Source organism: Acetobacter sp. DmW_136, from assembly GCF_008690365.1.
GTDB lineage: Bacteria > Pseudomonadota > Alphaproteobacteria > Acetobacterales > Acetobacteraceae > Acetobacter > Acetobacter oryzifermentans.
Map to the genome: position 1 here is coordinate 22,012 of NZ_VHON01000055.1, position 16,001 is coordinate 38,012.

A 16,001-nucleotide genomic window follows, 5' to 3' on the forward strand; every position below is an offset into this window, starting at 1 on the left:
TACGGCATGCGTCTTTATGTCGTCATCGGGGCACTTTCGATCACCATCATTCCGTCCGCCTATGCCCAATGGGCGGTCTATGACGGTGCGAACCACGTCCAGAATGTTCTGATCGCGGCCCGCACGCTCCAGCAGATCGACAACCAGATTACGTCCCTCGCCAACCAGGCGCAGATGCTCGTCAATCAGGGCCGCAACCTGGCGAGCATGCCTCTGTCGACATTGTCGACGCTGCAATCAACGATTTCCCAGACGACGGCCTTGCTCGCGCAGGCGCAGAACATTGCCTACAGCGTCCAGTCCGTCGAGCAGCAGTACCGGCAGGCATATACGTCAGTGTCCTCTGGCATGCCCGACAGCGCCCTGTTCAGTCAGGCGCAGACGCGCTGGCAGAATTCTGTGGGCGGGTTCGAAGATGCCCTGAAACTTCAGGCTCGGGTGGTGGGCAATATCCCCAGCGACAGCAGTGCCATGAACCAGCTTGTCTCCTCCAGCCAGACCTCTACGGGCGCGTTGCAGGCGGCACAGGCGGGCAACCAGCTTCTGGCCCTGCAATCCCGACAGCTTTCCGACATCCAGGCCGAACTCGCCGCCAATGGCCGGGCTACGGCTCTGCAGCAGGCGCGCGAGGCCGCTACGGAAGCGGAAAGCGAGGCGCAATACCAGCATTTCTCCCAGCATGACGCCTATGTGCCCGGCACCGTGTCCATGTTCGGTAGCAGCGGGAACTGATCGCCATGGCCACCAACGACGTAGGCGTAATCGACACTTTTCTGAATACCTTTACCACCACGATCGATACCGGGTTCGGTCTGGTGAAGGGCAACGTGATCTCACTGGCGGGAACGCTGTCCGTGCTGGATATCGCTCTGGCCGGGCTGTTCTGGGCGTGGGTGGCTAATGAAGACATCATCCAGCGTCTGGTCAAGAAGACACTCTATATCGGCTTCTTCGCCTGGGTCATCAACGATTTCGATGCGCTCTCGAAGATCGTCTTCGACAGTTTTGCGGCTCTCGGTCTGAAAGTCGGAGGTGGAACGCTGCCGCTTTCTGATTTCCTGCGTCCTGGCCGTCTGGCTTCCACCGGTTTGGACGCAGCCCAGCCGCTTCTGGACTCTGTTCACAATCTGCTTGGCCCGGTCGCCTTCTTTACGAATTTCATCCAGATCTTCGTGCTCTGCCTGTCCTGGCTGATCGTGCTGGCGGCATTTTTTATTCTGGCGGTTCAGCTTTTTGTCGCCCTGATCGAATTCAAGCTGACCACGCTGGCAGGCTTCGTGCTGATCCCCTTTGCGCTGTTCAACCGCACCGCTTTTCTGGCCGAGAAGGTGCTGGGCAATGTCGTCTCGTCCGGCGTGAAGATCATGGTGCTGGCGGTGATTTCCGCCATCGCATCCGTGCTCTTTAAACAATTCACCATCTCCTACGGCAGCGATGTTCCCACGATCGGGCAATCTGTCTCGGTGGTGCTAGCCTCGCTCGCGATTGTCGGTCTGTCCATTTTTGGCGGCAGCATCGCCAACGGGCTGATCTCCGGCGCTCCCCAGCTTGGGGCAGGGGCCGCTGTCGGCACTGGTATGACTGTTGGTGCCATGGGGGCTGCGGCGGTGGCTGGTGTTGGAGCCGTCGCCTCTGGTGGCGCTGCGGCTGTGGGTGCGACCGCTGCCGCCGCCCGCGGAGGAGCCGCAATCGCAGGTGCAGCCACGACCGCATATTCGGTTGGCGCTGCGGGACAGACGGGGGCAGCCGGAATGACGGCTGCTGCGGGGAATGTTGGTCGTGCTGCAGGTGGTGCGGCAGTCAATGCCGTGAAAAGCAAAGCCGCGTCAGCCGTCTCCTCGCTCAAGGAAAGCTATTCCGCTGGTGGCCAATGGGCTGCGCGCGGCATGGGAGGCGGCACGAACGGTGCTGAAGGCGGTGGACCCACGCCATCCGGGGGTGGTCCCTCAGGAGGAGGTTCTCCGACCGGTGGTGGCCCGGCAGGTGCCGGTCCGTCCGGAGGTGGCGATGGTGGTGGAGAGGGCGGGGGTAGCTCCGGTCGCACCGACGCTGAGCCGCCGCGCTGGGCGCGCACCATGAAGCGGCGTAATGCCGCCACCCATGCCGCCGAGGCGGCCCATGTCATCCGCGCCGCCGATGGCGGAGGCGGATCGGCGTCCATTGATCTGTCAGAAAAGGAATAAGGACAATGTTCCGTCGCTCCACCACGCGCTACGGGGCAACACCCGAGCCGGTCACACCTTACCAGAAAGCGGCGCAGATCTGGGATGACCGGATCGGGTCCGCCCGTGTCCAGGCGCGGAACTGGCGACTGATGGCGTTTGGGTCGCTGTTCCTGTCCGCAGGACTTGGCGCGGGACTGGTCTGGCAGTCCGCGCGCGGCACCGTCACGCCGTGGGTCGTGCAGGTCGATCATCTGGGTGAGGCGCAGATCGTCGCCCCCGCAACAGCGTCCTACAGGCCCACCGATCCACAGATCGCCTGGTATCTGGCCCGTTTCATTGAGGATATCCGCAGCCTGTCCTCCGATCCCGTCGTGGTGCGGCAGAACTGGCTGCGTGCGTATGATTTCACCACGACCACGGGTGCTGTCGCACTGAATGACTATGCGCGCCTGAATGACCCTTTTGCCCGCGTCGGGCATGAGCAGGTTGAACTGGATGTCTCATCGGTCATCCGTGCGTCGCCCACCAGTTTCAGGGTCGCGTGGGTCGAGCGGCATTATCGCGACGGGGCTTTCGTCGGCACAGAGCGATGGACTGCCATTGTCGCGACCAGGCTCACCGTGCCGCGTGATGCCGACCACCTCCGAAAAAACCCTCTGGGGATTTACGTCTCCGCCATCAACTGGTCGAAGGAGCTGGGCCAATGATCCGTCGTGCCCTTCGTTTTCTTCCCCTGCTTGTTCTGCCCCTGGCCGGATGCGCACAGCAGTATCATCCGCCCGTCATCCGTTACGATGACGCGATGCAGGCAACCCGACTGCCCGATCCGCCAAAGCCGGTCCAGGTGGTGGAAGTCCCGAAAATCCTTCCCTTGCCAGGCCAGCTCAAGTCGCTGCCGTCACGACGCGCGGTCCATCCGTCGCCCGAAGTCGCCGACCCAACCACGCGGGTGACGCAGGCTAATCTGGCAGCGCGCATTCAGCCTACGCGGGCCGGGTTCATCAATGCGGTACAGGTTTATCCCTACAGTCCGGGCGCACTTTATCAGGTCTACACCTCACCGGGTGAGATCACCGACATCATGCTCCAGCAGGGCGAAAGGTTGGTCGGCACGGGGCCGGTTGCCGCTGGGGATACGGTGCGCTGGATCATCGGCGATACCGAGAGTGGGACAGGGGCGACCAAACGCATCCATATTCTGGTGAAGCCAACACGGCCGGATCTCACGACCAATCTGATCGTCAATACCGACCGACGGACCTACCTTGCCGAATTGAGATCAACGCCAGCTACCTATATGGCATCTGTCTCCTGGGACTATCCCGAAGACGATCTGATTGCTTTGCATCGGCAGGATAGTGCTGCCGATGAAGCTGCGTCGGTGGATGTGAGGCTGGATCTGAACGCCCTGAGTTTCCGTTATGCCATCCAGCCGATCAAAGGCGGCACGCCGCCCTGGCTTCCCAGCCGGGTCTTCGATGATGGGCATAAGGTCTATATCGCCTTCCCATCGGGGATCGGGCAGGGCGAGCTACCCCCACTGTTCGTGCTGGGGGCTGATGGCGGACCGGAACTGGTCAATTACCGGGTGCGTCAGAACTGGATGATCGTGGACCGGCTCTTCGCGGCCGCCGAACTTCGGCTGGGCGACAAACAGTCTGAACAGCGCGTGCGGATTGTCCGTACCGATGGACGGCGCTCATGACGGGCGAGCAGGACGCGGACCGTGATGCAGGACGGGAAGAGGGAATGGACAGCGGGTGCCCGGCGGTTCCGCCCTCTACGCCAGACCTCCGTCTGCGGGCGGAACGGCCAAAGGTCGTCCGGCTGTCGCGCTACGTCATCTGGGCGCTGGCCGGCACCGCGATGATCGGAATAGGTCTGGCGCTCGGTTATGCGCTCCAGAATTCCGGTCGTCAGGGGGCACCGTCAGTCGTTCAGGAGTCTGATGCGCGTCCCTCGGCCGACGGGCTGGATGCCTTGCCGAAGGATTATACCGGCGTGCCGAAGCTGGGACCGCCCTTGCCTGGTGATCTGGGTAAACCGATCCTGAAAGCGCAGCAGGAAGGGCGCGCTGGTCCTGTCTCCGGCATGGGCGACCATCGCGCCGAACAGGAAGTCGCAGCTGCCATCGCCAGCAAGCTGTTCGTGCTGACACGTGATGGCGGGCGACAGGACAATGAACTCCCCATCGTCGCACCGGCAACCGGGGGTAACGTAAAAGTTGCACAATCTGGCGCGAGTGATCGCCAGGCTGCCAACCGTGCCTTTCTGGCGGGAGAACCAGACCGTGTCACGGTCAGTCCCGATCGTCTGACGCCACCGGCTTCGCCCTACGTGATACAGGCTGGGACAGTGATTGCGGGCGCGCTGAACACCAAAGTCAGTTCCGACCTGCCTGGCCAGCTCATTGGGCATGTGACGCAGAATGTCTATGACAGTCCAACTGGACGCTATCTTCTGGTTCCCCAGGGCAGCACGCTTTTCGGGAGCTACAACAGCAGCATCTCGTTCGGGCAGCAGCGCACACAGGTCATCTGGACGCGACTTATCCGGCCCGATGGTAACAGCATCGTGCTCGACAGGATGCCCGGCGCGGATGCGATCGGCCAGACCGGCCTGAAGGATATGGTGGACCAGCACTGGGGGCAGCTTTTCAAGGCAGCTCTGGTCACGACCCTGCTCAGCGTCGGCTCGGAAGCCGGCACATCATGGGGTGAGAACAACCTGTTTCAGGCCATCCGCAGCGGGGCCAGCAACGGGTTCTCCATGGTGGGGAACCGTCTGATCGACCGCAGCATGGACGTGCAGCCCACGCTGACTGACCGGCCCGGCCTGCCGTTCACGCTGATCGTCAATCGCGATCTTGTCCTCAAACCCTGGCATCAGCAGGAAGGAGCATCTCCATGAGCAAACTCCGTATCAGTGCCATCCCCGACAGTCGGCCCGTGAAGCTGACGATCGAATTGCCGGCGGAAATCCATCGGGATCTGCTGCTCTATGTCGAGCTGGTCTCGGGCACTGCCGGCGAGCCTGCAGATGCCGTAACTGACGCGGCCAGACTGGTGCCGCTTATGGTTGGACGTTTCATGGAGACGGATCGGGCGTTCCAGAAACAGCGTCATTCACGGGTGGCTCGGGTGAAGTCGGCGGGATCAGGTCCGGGTAACGTTCCCTGAGCAGGGAGAGGAAGGAGGCGAGGGGACGGCTTGGGTTGCTTCGCAACCAGCAGGCCGCGAACCGCAACTCGCTCGGCGCGTTTTCGAAGCGTAGCTCGCGGTAGACGATCCCTGGCAACGTTTCGCCCGTGCTGCTTTCACAATCGATCATGATCCCTCGGTCCTCACTTACAAAAGGCCGCAGAGACGCCAACGGGATATCATGCTCAATCAGGGTGGGATGATGACTGCCGCGGCCCAGACATGCACGAATGATCCGTGTCAGTTCCTGACCTGGATCCAGACTGCTGACCAGAAAACGCTCCTTTTTCAGAATCATCCATTCGAGCACCGCTTCGCCAGCAAGAGGGTGTTTCGCGGGTAAGACGGCAATGCATCGCTCTGGCCACAGCGGAAGAGAGCCTTCCGGCCAGTTCAATTCACCGGCTGTCACGATGGCAATGTCAATATGCCCCCGTTCAAGTGCCGCCAGAAGTTCACGCCGGGTGCCCCCAACCAGCCGCCACTGGAGGTCCGGGTAACGACTGCGGAATTCAGTCAGGGTGGCGCGCAGATTGCCGGTCGAAACAGAGGTATAAAATCCTATGGCAATGCGCTCGCCTCTCTTATGGCGGCTGGAGCGCGTATGGGCAGTCAGACTCTCCATGTCCTGAAGGATACGTCGTGCGGCCTGCATGAAAGTGGTGCCATCATCAGTGGGGTGAACGCCGTCTCGTCTCCTTGTAAACAGGGAATAGCCGACATGGTTCTCAAGCGCCTCAATGTGCCGCACAACCGTCATCTGCCGCACGCCCAGTTTCAGGGCGGCTTTTCTGATGCTCCCTTGCTCAAGGGCCGCGATCGCATATCGCAGGTGCCGGGTTTCTATCGTCATTATCAGAGGTTAGCAGGGACGGGTTATAGAAATACAGCGTTACAAATCTATATCGCTTCTGCAAGAATTTGTGAGAAAATCTCAGTTAACTGCTCTCACACTGTGCGTGTTCAGCCTTTGCGTGACATGAAGCATCTTTAACTAAAGGCTTGCTGTTGCAAGCACTGCAACAGCAAGCCTTAGAAGGCCGCGGGACGGCAGCAATGAGGGCAAGCAGTAGATCGGTTATCGGTGAGGAGTAATCGGAAGCTGTCATTCGCGGTGCTCGCGTTTATGACGATTAACGACCAGATTGAGACGTTCGTTACTGGCTGCACGAACGTTGTAGTCTCACAAGAGCAGTCATTCGGGCTGCTTCTGGCCGCAGGGCAGGAGTTGCCTAAGTTGCGGATGTTATCGCATGTATCCGATCGTCCCATCTGGTGATCGTCACTTATCGACATCATCGAAGACCGAGCGCTTCGTAGCAGCAGGTTCCGGCGGTGACGGTTCTTCTTTCTTCTGCGTGACGATATAGGTCCAGTCCGTGTCGTCTTCGTTCTCTTCGTCGCGCTCCCGCTTGCGTTCTTCAAGTCCGTCGACCGCCCGATTCACCTGATCCCGCGCGTCGCCGACCAAGCCAATCGCATCGTCATCTAGCTCAACGCCTATCTCCTCGATGCGCTCGAGCGCACTGAGCAATTTCTTAAAGTGGCTGTCGGGCTCTTCATCCAGATCGGCATCTGCGGCGATCTCGTCGATCTTCTCTTCAAGAGCGGGCAGAAGATTGGTTCGCAGCGCCAAGCCTAATCCGACGAGACGAAGTGGCGATATGAGTGCGAGCATTCCCCGCTCGGCAAAAAAGGACATATCGAGGTCTGAGAGCGCTGCGGATTCGAGGCTCCTTGCGGCCTCGCGTCGCAAATCTTCCGGGAGTAGGCCGAATTGATGGGCGCGGCCGTAGGTATGAAATCGAGGGTCATTGGCGAGGGGATCGGACTGCCAGCAGTAGCGCCTGAGTAGCTCCGGGAACTGTCCGATTAGTTTGGTGAAAACCGCGTCGTTCGCCCTGTATGACAGGAAGTGAAACAGCATCCAATTTCGATGGTTTTCGTCCGGCGTGTGGCTGAGACGCGCTACCAGCGCTTCGTCCAGCGTGGATGGAATCACCAAGGCATCCCGAATGAGCGGCGATCCCTCGCAAGTGAAGCTGCCGAGGATCGTATCAATTGGTGCGCCGCGGAGCAGTGCGGCCATCATATGAGGTTTTTGCCGCAAAACCTCTGTCAGAGCATCCGAGATGGTCGGATGCGCGAAGGTCCATTTGGCGCCGGATAGCTTGAGAAAGGATCCCTTCAATTCGGCGAAGCAATCTTGGATCTTGGCTAGGGTGAAACCGGTCAAGTCCGAAACCGCCTGCGCTGCCGCCGCATCATGATCGCTGGGATCGAAGCCGGCTTGATGAACGTAGATGAGATAGAGCGCGGCCCGGAGTTGCTCGTCCAGTGCGTTGACCGTGTCGATAAGGTGCTCGGTCGGCTCCTCCATGAAGCGGACGAGCGAACTTTCGCGCGGCGTCAGTCCCTTGGTAAAGTTCGGGTCGCCAAGCCGCTCAGCGATTCCGGGCAAGAACTCTTCGACGGCGGCAACGGCGGCTAGATACGGCTTGACGTTCGAACGCCAGCTTTGGCTCTGCTCGCCGAAATTGATGTGGTTGTAAAGGATTTGTGCCTTCTCTTCGAAGGTAAGTTCACCGACGTCGACCACGGCACTGCCATCAGCGAATTGCGCTAGATTACGCTGCCCCAGTCGGCGCCGAGCTGCTTCGTAAATATGCTTGCGCGATGTCAGCAGGAAGCGGTTGCCGTGCTTGATTGCTGCGCGCAGCTTCGAAAACGCCGACGCCCAATCCTGTACGTAATCGTCGCGCAGCACGTTCGAGCCAAAAGCGTCGTCAATCCAAAAGAATCGCCCGGGATCGTTGGGATTCCAGCCAGCCTCGAAATCACGTGGACTGGTCAGCGCCAACACGGTGTTGTCGGGATTTTCCGAAGCGATCGTTGAAACGATCGCACCGATCGCCGATTTGCCGCTCGCAGGATTACCGAGCAGAAGCACCACGCCGTGGTCCGAGATGGCGTTGACGGCGTCGCGATGCGCCTGAGTTGGAACATAGGTACGAAGTTTCGGAATCCAGCTATCGAGCAGCGCGCGGCTCTGCTCGCTAAGCCGTTCATCGACGATCGCTGTCAAATCCCCTAAACCGTAAACCTGCGGGACGAGGGCGCGCAGGCGTGCGCTGCTCTTGATGACCCGAACGATGTATTGGCGGCCCAGGATATGCGGCTTGCGAACGCCGAACTCGCGCAGTTTGGCGCGCATGGCGGCCGCAACCGGCGCATCCACGCTCATGTTGGTCATGAAGATGTATGTGTCTGCCTGGCCGCCTTTAACGAGTTCCTCGACATTACCGATTTCAGCGGAGAGGTCGCTGAGCTTCAACGCTTTGCCGGCGTCCGAAGTGTGCTTGCACTGGATCGTGCCGATGAGCTGCTCGCCATTTGGCGAGGGTATGAGAAAGACCGCATCCTGACCGCCGTCCTGCGCTTCCCGGAATATTTCGACGGGGCGCCCTAGGACCACTTCGCAGACTTGCGAGCAAAGGTCCTGAAAGGCGCGCCAACCGATCGTGTGAAGCGCGAGATCGCTCCAGGGGCCCTGCGCGCTACGTGGATCGCGTTCCGTAGTTTCAATTTCACTGTGCACAGTTCTCACACCCTCACCTTGCCCCCGATGAAGAAATAAGTCGGCTTTCCTCACACAACAGGCGATTTGAACTCGAATTGTGTCTCGCATTTATTGTGAGCGCAGACCGGCTTGCTAAGGCCGAAAGGCCTCTGATACTTCGTTCGGCCACACACGCATTCGAATTGACCGCGGAATGCTTTGAATTCGCCCCAGCGTGTCTTCTCGTCGCCGATCGAGCCATCGCCATAGGGCGCGTCCTGGAAGTGGCTGCCGAAATTCTCGATGTCGCCCTTCACCAAGCTGGTGATGAATCGGTTGTTGACCCCGGGCACGTCGGCCGGCGTCAATTTGATATCGCTGAGGAAGCCGCCGATCGCCGAGGCCAATTCGGATCGCTCGTACGAATAGGCCTTCTCGAGCTGACGGATGCGGACGTTGACGCCGAAGCCTCGAGCGATGCCGAGCAACCATTCCTCCTCGGCCTGACGCATCTCGTTGGCAGCGGATTCGCCCTTGTCCCAGCGATCGGCAATCATCTCGTCTGTCACCTTATGGTCGGCGAAGCGCGGGCCGTTCGCCGGGTCTAGCCCGATGATGCGCGTGAACTGCCAGTCCTTCGCGGCGAGCTGATCCTTCAAGTGATTGAAGAACCGCTCGTCATGGGTGACGAGGATGATCTGGCAGTCGGTGAACATCTTGGCGAGTAGCGCGCCGATCGCGCGGCGATGGTCGGCGTCATAGGAGGTAACGACATCGTCGAGCGCGATCACCGGGGCGGCTCTGTTGAATTTCTTGATCGCCGCGAGGCGCAGCGCCAGCGCCACCGAGTGAATCTGGGAGTCGCTCAGATAGCCGCCGGGCGCAACACCCTGACGATTATCGGCGAAGTCGATGACCAGCTGCATGCGCTGCTGATTGGTATCGTCCTCCCTGGGCAGCTCGAGCCGGATCGGCCTGGCCTTGTCGCCCTGGATTTCCTTGTAGATGTCGTTCATCGGCGCCTGGAGGGTGTCGAGCAGCGACTGAATCTTCTCGCGAATCTTGGCCGAGACGAGCGTGGCCTGGGTGCCGAGAGACTCGTGCAACGCCGTGAGTTCCTCGGTCGTCCGTGTCGCCAGCGCTACATCCGTCTGGAGCTTCACCAGTCGGTCGATGCTCGCCTTTGCCTTCACCCAGGTATGTTCGCCTTGCTTGTCCTTGATGTCGGCGATGTCCTGGTCGAGACCGGCGAGGCGCGCCTCCAGATCGGCGGTGATCGCGGTGGACGCAGGGGCGGCGGCGGTCGGCCATGCGGCAACCCCGGCCTGATACTCGATGAGTGCTGCCCTGAAGCCGTCGGGATCATCTTCGGACAGATGATCGATCATCGCTGGAAGCCGCGCGATTAGCTGGTTATGCGCCTTGATAGTGGCTTTGTCGGCGTCGTCCAGCGCGGTCTTGGCGTCGTTGTAGCTTTGCAGATCGTCGAGGTGGGTCTTCAGAAGATCGCGGATCGCGGGGACGCTTCCGGCAGCGGTATCGCCGATCGTCGTCGCGCAGACTGGACATTTGTCCGGAGCAGCAGCATCGTCGGCAAACAGTTTCTCTGCTTCCTTCCACACCGACCGGAAGACCGTGTCCGCCGCTTTGTCGCGCTCGTCGGCTTCGGTGGCCATGGCATCGGCCAGTACCGCCAGCGCTTCGTCGAAGGCGGCAATGGCGCCCGAATATTTGTCGTCGCCGCCGCCCTCCGGCACAATCTTTTGCCACAGCGCGATAACCGAGTTGCGGACCTGCCGCAGACCGGCGAGGCCGACGCTCTTCTCCTCGGCCGCGACGCGTTTGCCGATATCGACATAGCCGGCGTCTGCGGCATCGAGCGCCGCCATCGTCAACGCGGCATCGAGTGGCGCAATGACGTTTGTGTTGACGAAGTCGAGCACAGCCGCGCCGTCCCACGCCTGCACGGCCTGGACGGTTTCGGTGCGTAACTGCCCGGCGAGGCGAACCTGCTCAGTCGTGCTCTCGGCAGCGACCTTGACCTCGCGGCGCAGCAGCCGGAGATTCTTCTGGACCTCGACCAGCGGCGAGAGCTGCAGCCAACTCACCACGTCGCTGTAGCGGGTCTCCGCCTTATGCTCTTCGACGAAAGTCCGCAGCGTATAACCGCGGATGATCGGCGCGACGACGAACCCGGCTTTCATTGCGGTGGCTGCTGCATGGATCGGGCGTGGATTGCCCAGCGCCGTACGGCTTCCCGCAGTGGTGGCCTTGCCGGTGATGGTCGTGAACTTGACCAACGGCGCGATCCCTGCCGCCTGCGCGCCATTATGGACCAGCGCGGACGGGCCGGCCTGGTTATTGAGCGCACGCTGCCCGAGCCGATCGAGCGTGCCATGTTCGGAGAAGAGGAATTCGAGCGCGTCGATGACACTCGACTTGCCGAGACCATTGGGCGCGAAAATCGCAAGGCTCGGCTTCTTGCTGAAGTCGAAGGTCTTAGGCTGAAGATAGGCGCGAAAGCCTTCGAGGGTCAGCGAGTGGAACAGCGTCGGATCAGCCATCGGCCGCTTCTTCGGCCGTGGCCGCGCGCTCAGCGGCCAGCTTCAGGATCGCCGCCTTGGCATTCGCAATGACATTTTCGTGCGGCATAACGGTCAACAGATGATCCGTCAGGATCGCGGCCAAATCGGCATCGACATCACCGGAGGCGTTGAGCGCAGCAGCTACCCCGGTCAGAAACGCGTCTGGCGTTTCCAACACATCCGTCGCCTCCTTCGGAGCTGCTGTCTCGTCCTCGTCCATCAATTCCTCTTCCTACTCACCCGCGAATCAAGCACGAAACCACCGTAATGCCCCTCCGCCCTAGTGGGAAGACTAGCTAATTTGGGGCGGAGCGAAAGCGATGGTCTCCGCACCAATCCGATCAGCTAACTAGGCTATGATCCCCAGCCCTTCATTATGGCTAGCCGGACCGCTTCACCGGACCCAAATCGTCGGAGACCAGCGGAGGTCCGGCGTGACATCGGTGTACAACAGCCGACACATCTCACTGGCTGATCCACGGGTGAGCAGGATAGCTGTTATCTCACTGTATCGCTGTCAGGATCGAGATCGATCGTGGCCCAAGCCGGCAATTGATCGAGATCAGCGAGTTCCGCGCGCAGCAGCCCGTTGTAGGTTTCGGGAAACAGCCGTGCAGCCAAGTCCCATATCGGATGGCCTGCGGTGATCTGCTCCGCTTCGGCCCGGGCTCTGTCGAGCGCGGTCTGGAGTGAACGTCGGGTCAGCACATGCCGTGCGGCTGTCCCGGCAAGCATGGTCTCGATCAGATCGGCATATCCTCACATGATGGGCGTGTTTACCGTTAGATGTCTTGAATTTATGTGTGAATTACAAACCTAAGGGACGGACTTCCCGGATAAGATCGATCAACAGGCGCAAACCGAGCGGAACCTGTCTTCGGCTGGAGTAGTAGATTTGATACCTTTCACCTTGGGCAGCCCATGCTTCAAGTACAATCTGAAGCTCGCCACTTTTCAGGTAGGGGGAAAACACGGGCTCAACACAGTACATAAGGCCGGAGCCAGCCAACGTCATGGCCAGCATCGTGGGACGATCATTCAGGACAAACTGGGTCGGGACCGACATTGAGAACTCGCCGTCAGGTCCTTCGAATTCCCATTGATAGATACGCCCGTCACCTAATCGCCCGTTGATACAACGGTGATTTTTAAGGTCGCTCGGTGTCTGTGGAATACCGAACCGTTCAAAATACGCTGGAGCTCCTGCGACAATCCACCGCAAATCGCCTGAAATACGCTGTGCCACCATGTCTTCCGGCACGGTCCCACTGACACGGATACCAGCATCGAACCCCTCATGGGTGATATCTACCAGACGATCCGTAGCTTCAATTTCGATTTTTATTTCGGGATAGCGCTCTGCATAAAGTGCCAGAACAGGAGGTAAAATCGTGTGGGCGGCATCCACCTGCGCGTTAATTCGGATACGTCCTTGTGGGGAGTCACGATGTTTATTCAGTCGTTCCACGGCCTGATCGATATCTTTCAGCGGCACTTCAATTGAATCACGAAACTCTTCACCTGCGGCGGTCAAAGTCACGCTGCGGTTCGTTCTGTTAACGAGACGCACACCGAGCTTTGCTTCCAGCCCCTTTAGCGCATGACTGATTGCCGAGGGGCTCACCCCCATTTCCAGACCGGCCAATCGAAAGTTGCGATGTCTGGCGACGGCTAGAAAGTAGGTAAAATCGGTGAGTTGGGAGCGTGCTACGGACATGTTTCGGATTTCAGACTTTCTTGCCGGCACGTGCCGCAATCTTCTTTTCTTCAAACGCTGCGGTATTGATCACGAGGGTAATCAAGGCATAAATTTGGGGGGACGATCACTTCCAAGCCTTGGGCTTCTCAACCTTGCCGTTCTCTATAAGCCACGCAATTGATTCCTTGATACCAGCTATGCTGCTGTAGGCAGGCTCATAACCGAGTTTTCGACGGGCTTTTTCGATAGACAGGCACGAACTCCGCGCAAAATGCTCCCAAGAGTGATGGGCTTCTTCTGGCGTGGGCTGCAGCTTCATCCATTCCTCATAGGGAGCATAAGCAATCTTCGGTTCGAAACCAAACCACGTAAAGATCGTCTCCGCGTAGCCTCTCAGGTTCAGCGCCGTATCTGAAACTGCGTTGAACGTCTCGCCAATCGCAACGCTGCGATTTGTAATTACACGCTGGATCAGTTGCGAAATGTCGGCCGCATGAACATGGTTCACCGTCTCCAGTCCGAGATTGGGAAGGACGATTTTTTCACCACGAGCCATTTTAGAGAAAACGGCTACTTTGTCGTTCGCGAGAGGCGTAATCGGGGTCCATCCTTCGCCAACGATCTGACCGGGGCGAAAGATTGTCGCGGGGAAGCCAGTGGTACGCGCCTCGTGCATAAGCCATTTTTCAATTTCGGCCTTGTCGATACCGTATTCACCGAAGGGATTAAGAGGCTCGTCCTCGTCCGCTGGTACTGCGGCGGTATGCCCGTAAACCCAGAGCGTGCTGCAATGCAGGAAATGTTCGATCTTACCACGTAGCGCTTCGACCAGAGGCCGGGTGCTGGCCAGATTGAACGAAATAAGGTCGATGACGATTTCCGGTTTCAATCCGACGATGCGCTCAATGAACGTGCCAGCTCTTTCTTCCGCCTGACGATCCACCGCGACTTGCTCGACGCGATCCCAGGCCGTGTTATGGATATAGCTTCTGGCCAGTCCCCGGCTGACACTGACCACGTCGTGCCCCTGATCGACAAGCGTTGGCACAAGATATGTTCCGATATGGCCCGTGCCGCCGATGACGATAATTCTCGACATTGTCATTCTCCCGATCTGTGTGGGCGCGCGTTTACGCATGGTCTGTGCATTGGAAGATAACGCTTATTTCTTCATTTCCCTTCCCCAATACCGTTCAATGACGTGATGAAAATATTTCATCAAAAGATATGGGATTTTCTTTTAAGTATTTTGTGAAATTTCAAAAATAAAAATCTCTTTTTCTTTAGGTTTTGTATTAATATTCAGGTGCATAATAATGCTATATATTGTTTTTGAACATTCGAAATCAAAGGGAAGTTTCTGCATTAATGACATTTTATTGTCCCAAAAGTGCTGCAGATATCTTCTCGGACACAAGGTTGGTTGAGAGCCTCACGTTCTCCCGCTTTAAGTGAGCGTAACGAGCTGTCGTCTTGATATCGCTGTGTCCCAGCATACGACCGATCATCGTCAGGTCAGCTCCCATTTCCAGTGCGTCAGAAGCGAAGGAATGGCGCAGATCATGAATCCTGACGTCGTCCAGACTCGCGGCTTTGCGAATGCGGCGCCAGGGTTTTTCCAGGTCAGTCAAATAGCCACCTTTTTTCCGTCCGGTAATGACATAAGGATTGTCCTCCAACCGGGGGATGGATTTGATTACGTTCATGGCCGCTTGTCCGATCTGGACGATTTTGGCCCCGGTTTTACTGTCAGGCAGCCTCAATTCGGATTGGTCGAAGAAGACGTGGCTCCATTGCAGAGTCTGGATTTCCCGTAGTCGGCAACCTGTCAGGATAAGCAGACGGATCGCCCAGACGGCCTCTGGCATATCCTCTGCTTCATTGAGTGTGGCGCCGAGGCGCGCATATTCTTCTTGGGTTAGATAACGCTCGCGCTTCTCCTCCTTATAGCGCTGAACGCCGCGGCACGGGTTGAGACCGTCAGTCCGAATACCCCAGAGGTCTGCCAGGCTGAACATTTTGGACAGTACGCCGAGCGTGCGATTGGCCTGATAAGGAATATGTCGTAGATCCCCGTGCAATTCGGAGACGTCTGCACGCGATATGTCTGCCATCCGCCATGTCCCAAATTTCGGAACGATGAACAGATCCACAGCTCTCTTATACTCGCTCTGGGTCGTTGGTTTGAGGTGGACATCCACATATTCGTCCAGGAAACGATTACTAAATTCCCTGACGGTCATCGCCTTGCGTTCTTCTACACGAGCATCCGAGGGATTCTCGCCGCTATGAACCCGTGCAAGAACCTTGATGGCTTCTTCACGCGCTAGATCGGCCGTCCATGGGCTCCCATGTTGTCCGATCGTGTAGCGGCGCATGCGGCCGCCGGCGCGATAATGAATGACGTACACCTTTCGGCCGGATGGCCACACCCGGACTGCGAAGGCCGGAATGCTGTCATCCCAGAGGAAATAATCCTTCTCTGTCGGGTCGGCAGAGGTGACGGTTTTCTTGCTGAGCTTGGCCATGCTTGCCCTCATCGCAGGAAACACATAGGAAACAGATGAATGCGAAACCGGGCGTAGCCGGTAAGACAATTGCGTAGCCTGATGGGACGTTTTTTCAAGGAAAATAAAGGGTTCGGCGTGGTAAGGCGTAGTTCTGTCGGCTGGGGCGGGGAGGGGCGTAGGCTTAAATCCCTAACTCATAACCTGAAGGTCATAGGTTCAAATCCTATCCCCGCAACCAAAAATTCCGTTTGAAAACAAATGCTTAGGCCGCCCATCGGGCGGC

The 16,001-nt window shown here is 58.5% G+C and carries 14 protein-coding genes; 6 read left to right on the forward strand and 8 right to left on the reverse strand.

What is annotated here, in order from left to right; genetic code table 11:
* The first annotated feature begins 6 nt into the window (after positions 1 to 6).
* From trbJ to FKW31_RS13960, 6 genes are read left to right on the forward strand one after another with little or no spacing between them, the layout of a single operon-like run.
* A complete protein-coding gene (gene trbJ, locus FKW31_RS13935) occupies positions 7 to 732 on the forward strand; it encodes a P-type conjugative transfer protein TrbJ (protein ID WP_238332859.1) in 726 nt (241 codons plus the stop codon).
* Between the two features lie 5 nt (positions 733 to 737).
* Complete coding sequence (trbL, locus tag FKW31_RS13940; RefSeq protein ID WP_150178841.1) at positions 738 to 2,183, forward strand: P-type conjugative transfer protein TrbL; 1,446 nt, start codon at positions 738 to 740, stop codon at positions 2,181 to 2,183.
* Between the two features lie 5 nt (positions 2,184 to 2,188).
* Positions 2,189 to 2,872, forward strand: coding sequence for a conjugal transfer protein TrbF (trbF, locus tag FKW31_RS13945; protein ID WP_150178842.1), 684 nt, complete (start codon positions 2,189 to 2,191; stop codon positions 2,870 to 2,872).
* A complete protein-coding gene (gene trbG / locus FKW31_RS13950) occupies positions 2,869 to 3,870 on the forward strand; it encodes a P-type conjugative transfer protein TrbG (RefSeq protein ID WP_150178843.1) in 1,002 nt (333 codons plus the stop codon). The genes trbF and trbG overlap by 4 nt, the downstream gene beginning before the upstream one ends.
* A complete protein-coding gene (locus FKW31_RS13955) occupies positions 3,867 to 5,075 on the forward strand; it encodes a TrbI/VirB10 family protein (RefSeq protein WP_370513064.1) in 1,209 nt (402 codons plus the stop codon). The genes trbG and FKW31_RS13955 overlap by 4 nt, the downstream gene beginning before the upstream one ends.
* Complete coding sequence (locus FKW31_RS13960) at positions 5,072 to 5,344, forward strand: DUF2274 domain-containing protein (protein WP_150178844.1); 273 nt, start codon at positions 5,072 to 5,074, stop codon at positions 5,342 to 5,344. Before FKW31_RS13955 ends, FKW31_RS13960 begins: the two co-directional genes overlap by 4 nt.
* Here FKW31_RS13960 and FKW31_RS13965 read toward each other — a convergent pair.
* The 8 genes from FKW31_RS13965 to FKW31_RS14000 all read right to left on the reverse strand — a co-directional run bounded on the left by FKW31_RS13965 (position 5,253) and on the right by FKW31_RS14000 (position 15,736).
* Complete coding sequence (locus FKW31_RS13965; protein ID WP_150178845.1) at positions 5,253 to 6,218, reverse strand: LysR family transcriptional regulator; 966 nt, start codon at positions 6,216 to 6,218, stop codon at positions 5,253 to 5,255. The two genes, FKW31_RS13960 and FKW31_RS13965, sit on opposite strands and share 92 nt — an antisense overlap.
* A gap of 429 nt (positions 6,219 to 6,647) precedes the next feature.
* Complete coding sequence (locus tag FKW31_RS13970) at positions 6,648 to 8,963, reverse strand: hypothetical protein (protein ID WP_202878729.1); 2,316 nt, start codon at positions 8,961 to 8,963, stop codon at positions 6,648 to 6,650.
* A 50-nt stretch (positions 8,964 to 9,013) separates the two neighbouring features.
* Positions 9,014 to 11,488: an AAA family ATPase gene (locus tag FKW31_RS13975; protein ID WP_150178846.1), complete on the reverse strand. Its 2,475-nt coding sequence runs from the start codon at positions 11,486 to 11,488 to the stop codon at positions 9,014 to 9,016.
* Positions 11,481 to 11,729 carry a hypothetical protein gene (locus FKW31_RS13980; protein ID WP_150178847.1) on the reverse strand — a complete coding sequence of 83 codons (249 nt, stop codon included), beginning with the start codon at positions 11,727 to 11,729 and terminating at the stop codon, positions 11,481 to 11,483. The genes FKW31_RS13975 and FKW31_RS13980 overlap by 8 nt, the downstream gene beginning before the upstream one ends.
* Before the next feature lie 278 nt (positions 11,730 to 12,007).
* Positions 12,008 to 12,244, reverse strand: a complete 237-nt coding sequence (locus FKW31_RS13985; protein WP_150178848.1) for a hypothetical protein — start codon at positions 12,242 to 12,244, stop codon at positions 12,008 to 12,010.
* Positions 12,245 to 12,317: 73 nt separating this feature from the next.
* Positions 12,318 to 13,226 (reverse strand): LysR family transcriptional regulator, encoded by a 909-nt coding sequence (locus tag FKW31_RS13990; protein WP_150178849.1) that lies wholly within the window; start codon positions 13,224 to 13,226, stop codon positions 12,318 to 12,320.
* A gap of 106 nt (positions 13,227 to 13,332) precedes the next feature.
* Complete coding sequence (locus FKW31_RS13995) at positions 13,333 to 14,307, reverse strand: NAD(P)-dependent oxidoreductase (RefSeq protein ID WP_150178850.1); 975 nt, start codon at positions 14,305 to 14,307, stop codon at positions 13,333 to 13,335.
* A 277-nt stretch (positions 14,308 to 14,584) separates the two neighbouring features.
* Positions 14,585 to 15,736: a site-specific integrase gene (locus FKW31_RS14000; RefSeq protein ID WP_150178851.1), complete on the reverse strand. Its 1,152-nt coding sequence runs from the start codon at positions 15,734 to 15,736 to the stop codon at positions 14,585 to 14,587.
* Positions 15,737 to 16,001: the final 265 nt, after the last annotated feature.

Bases quoted from the DNA above. Each gene is read 5' to 3' on its own strand.
- trbJ (WP_238332859.1), top strand. From the start codon at position 7: ATGCGTCTTTATGTCGTCATCGGGGCACTTTCGATCACCATCATTCCG.
- trbL (WP_150178841.1), top strand. From the start codon at position 738: ATGGCCACCAACGACGTAGGCGTAATCGACACTTTTCTGAATACCTTT.
- trbF (WP_150178842.1), top strand. From the start codon at position 2,189: ATGTTCCGTCGCTCCACCACGCGCTACGGGGCAACACCCGAGCCGGTC.
- trbG (WP_150178843.1), top strand. From the start codon at position 2,869: ATGATCCGTCGTGCCCTTCGTTTTCTTCCCCTGCTTGTTCTGCCCCTG.
- FKW31_RS13955 (WP_370513064.1), top strand. From the start codon at position 3,867: ATGACGGGCGAGCAGGACGCGGACCGTGATGCAGGACGGGAAGAGGGA.
- FKW31_RS13960 (WP_150178844.1), top strand. From the start codon at position 5,072: ATGAGCAAACTCCGTATCAGTGCCATCCCCGACAGTCGGCCCGTGAAG.
- FKW31_RS13965 (WP_150178845.1), bottom strand. From the start codon at position 6,218: ATGACGATAGAAACCCGGCACCTGCGATATGCGATCGCGGCCCTTGAG.
- FKW31_RS13975 (WP_150178846.1), bottom strand. From the start codon at position 11,488: ATGGCTGATCCGACGCTGTTCCACTCGCTGACCCTCGAAGGCTTTCGC.
- FKW31_RS13980 (WP_150178847.1), bottom strand. From the start codon at position 11,729: ATGGACGAGGACGAGACAGCAGCTCCGAAGGAGGCGACGGATGTGTTG.
- FKW31_RS13985 (WP_150178848.1), bottom strand. From the start codon at position 12,244: ATGCTTGCCGGGACAGCCGCACGGCATGTGCTGACCCGACGTTCACTC.
- FKW31_RS13990 (WP_150178849.1), bottom strand. From the start codon at position 13,226: ATGTCCGTAGCACGCTCCCAACTCACCGATTTTACCTACTTTCTAGCC.
- FKW31_RS13995 (WP_150178850.1), bottom strand. From the start codon at position 14,307: ATGTCGAGAATTATCGTCATCGGCGGCACGGGCCATATCGGAACATAT.
- FKW31_RS14000 (WP_150178851.1), bottom strand. From the start codon at position 15,736: ATGGCCAAGCTCAGCAAGAAAACCGTCACCTCTGCCGACCCGACAGAG.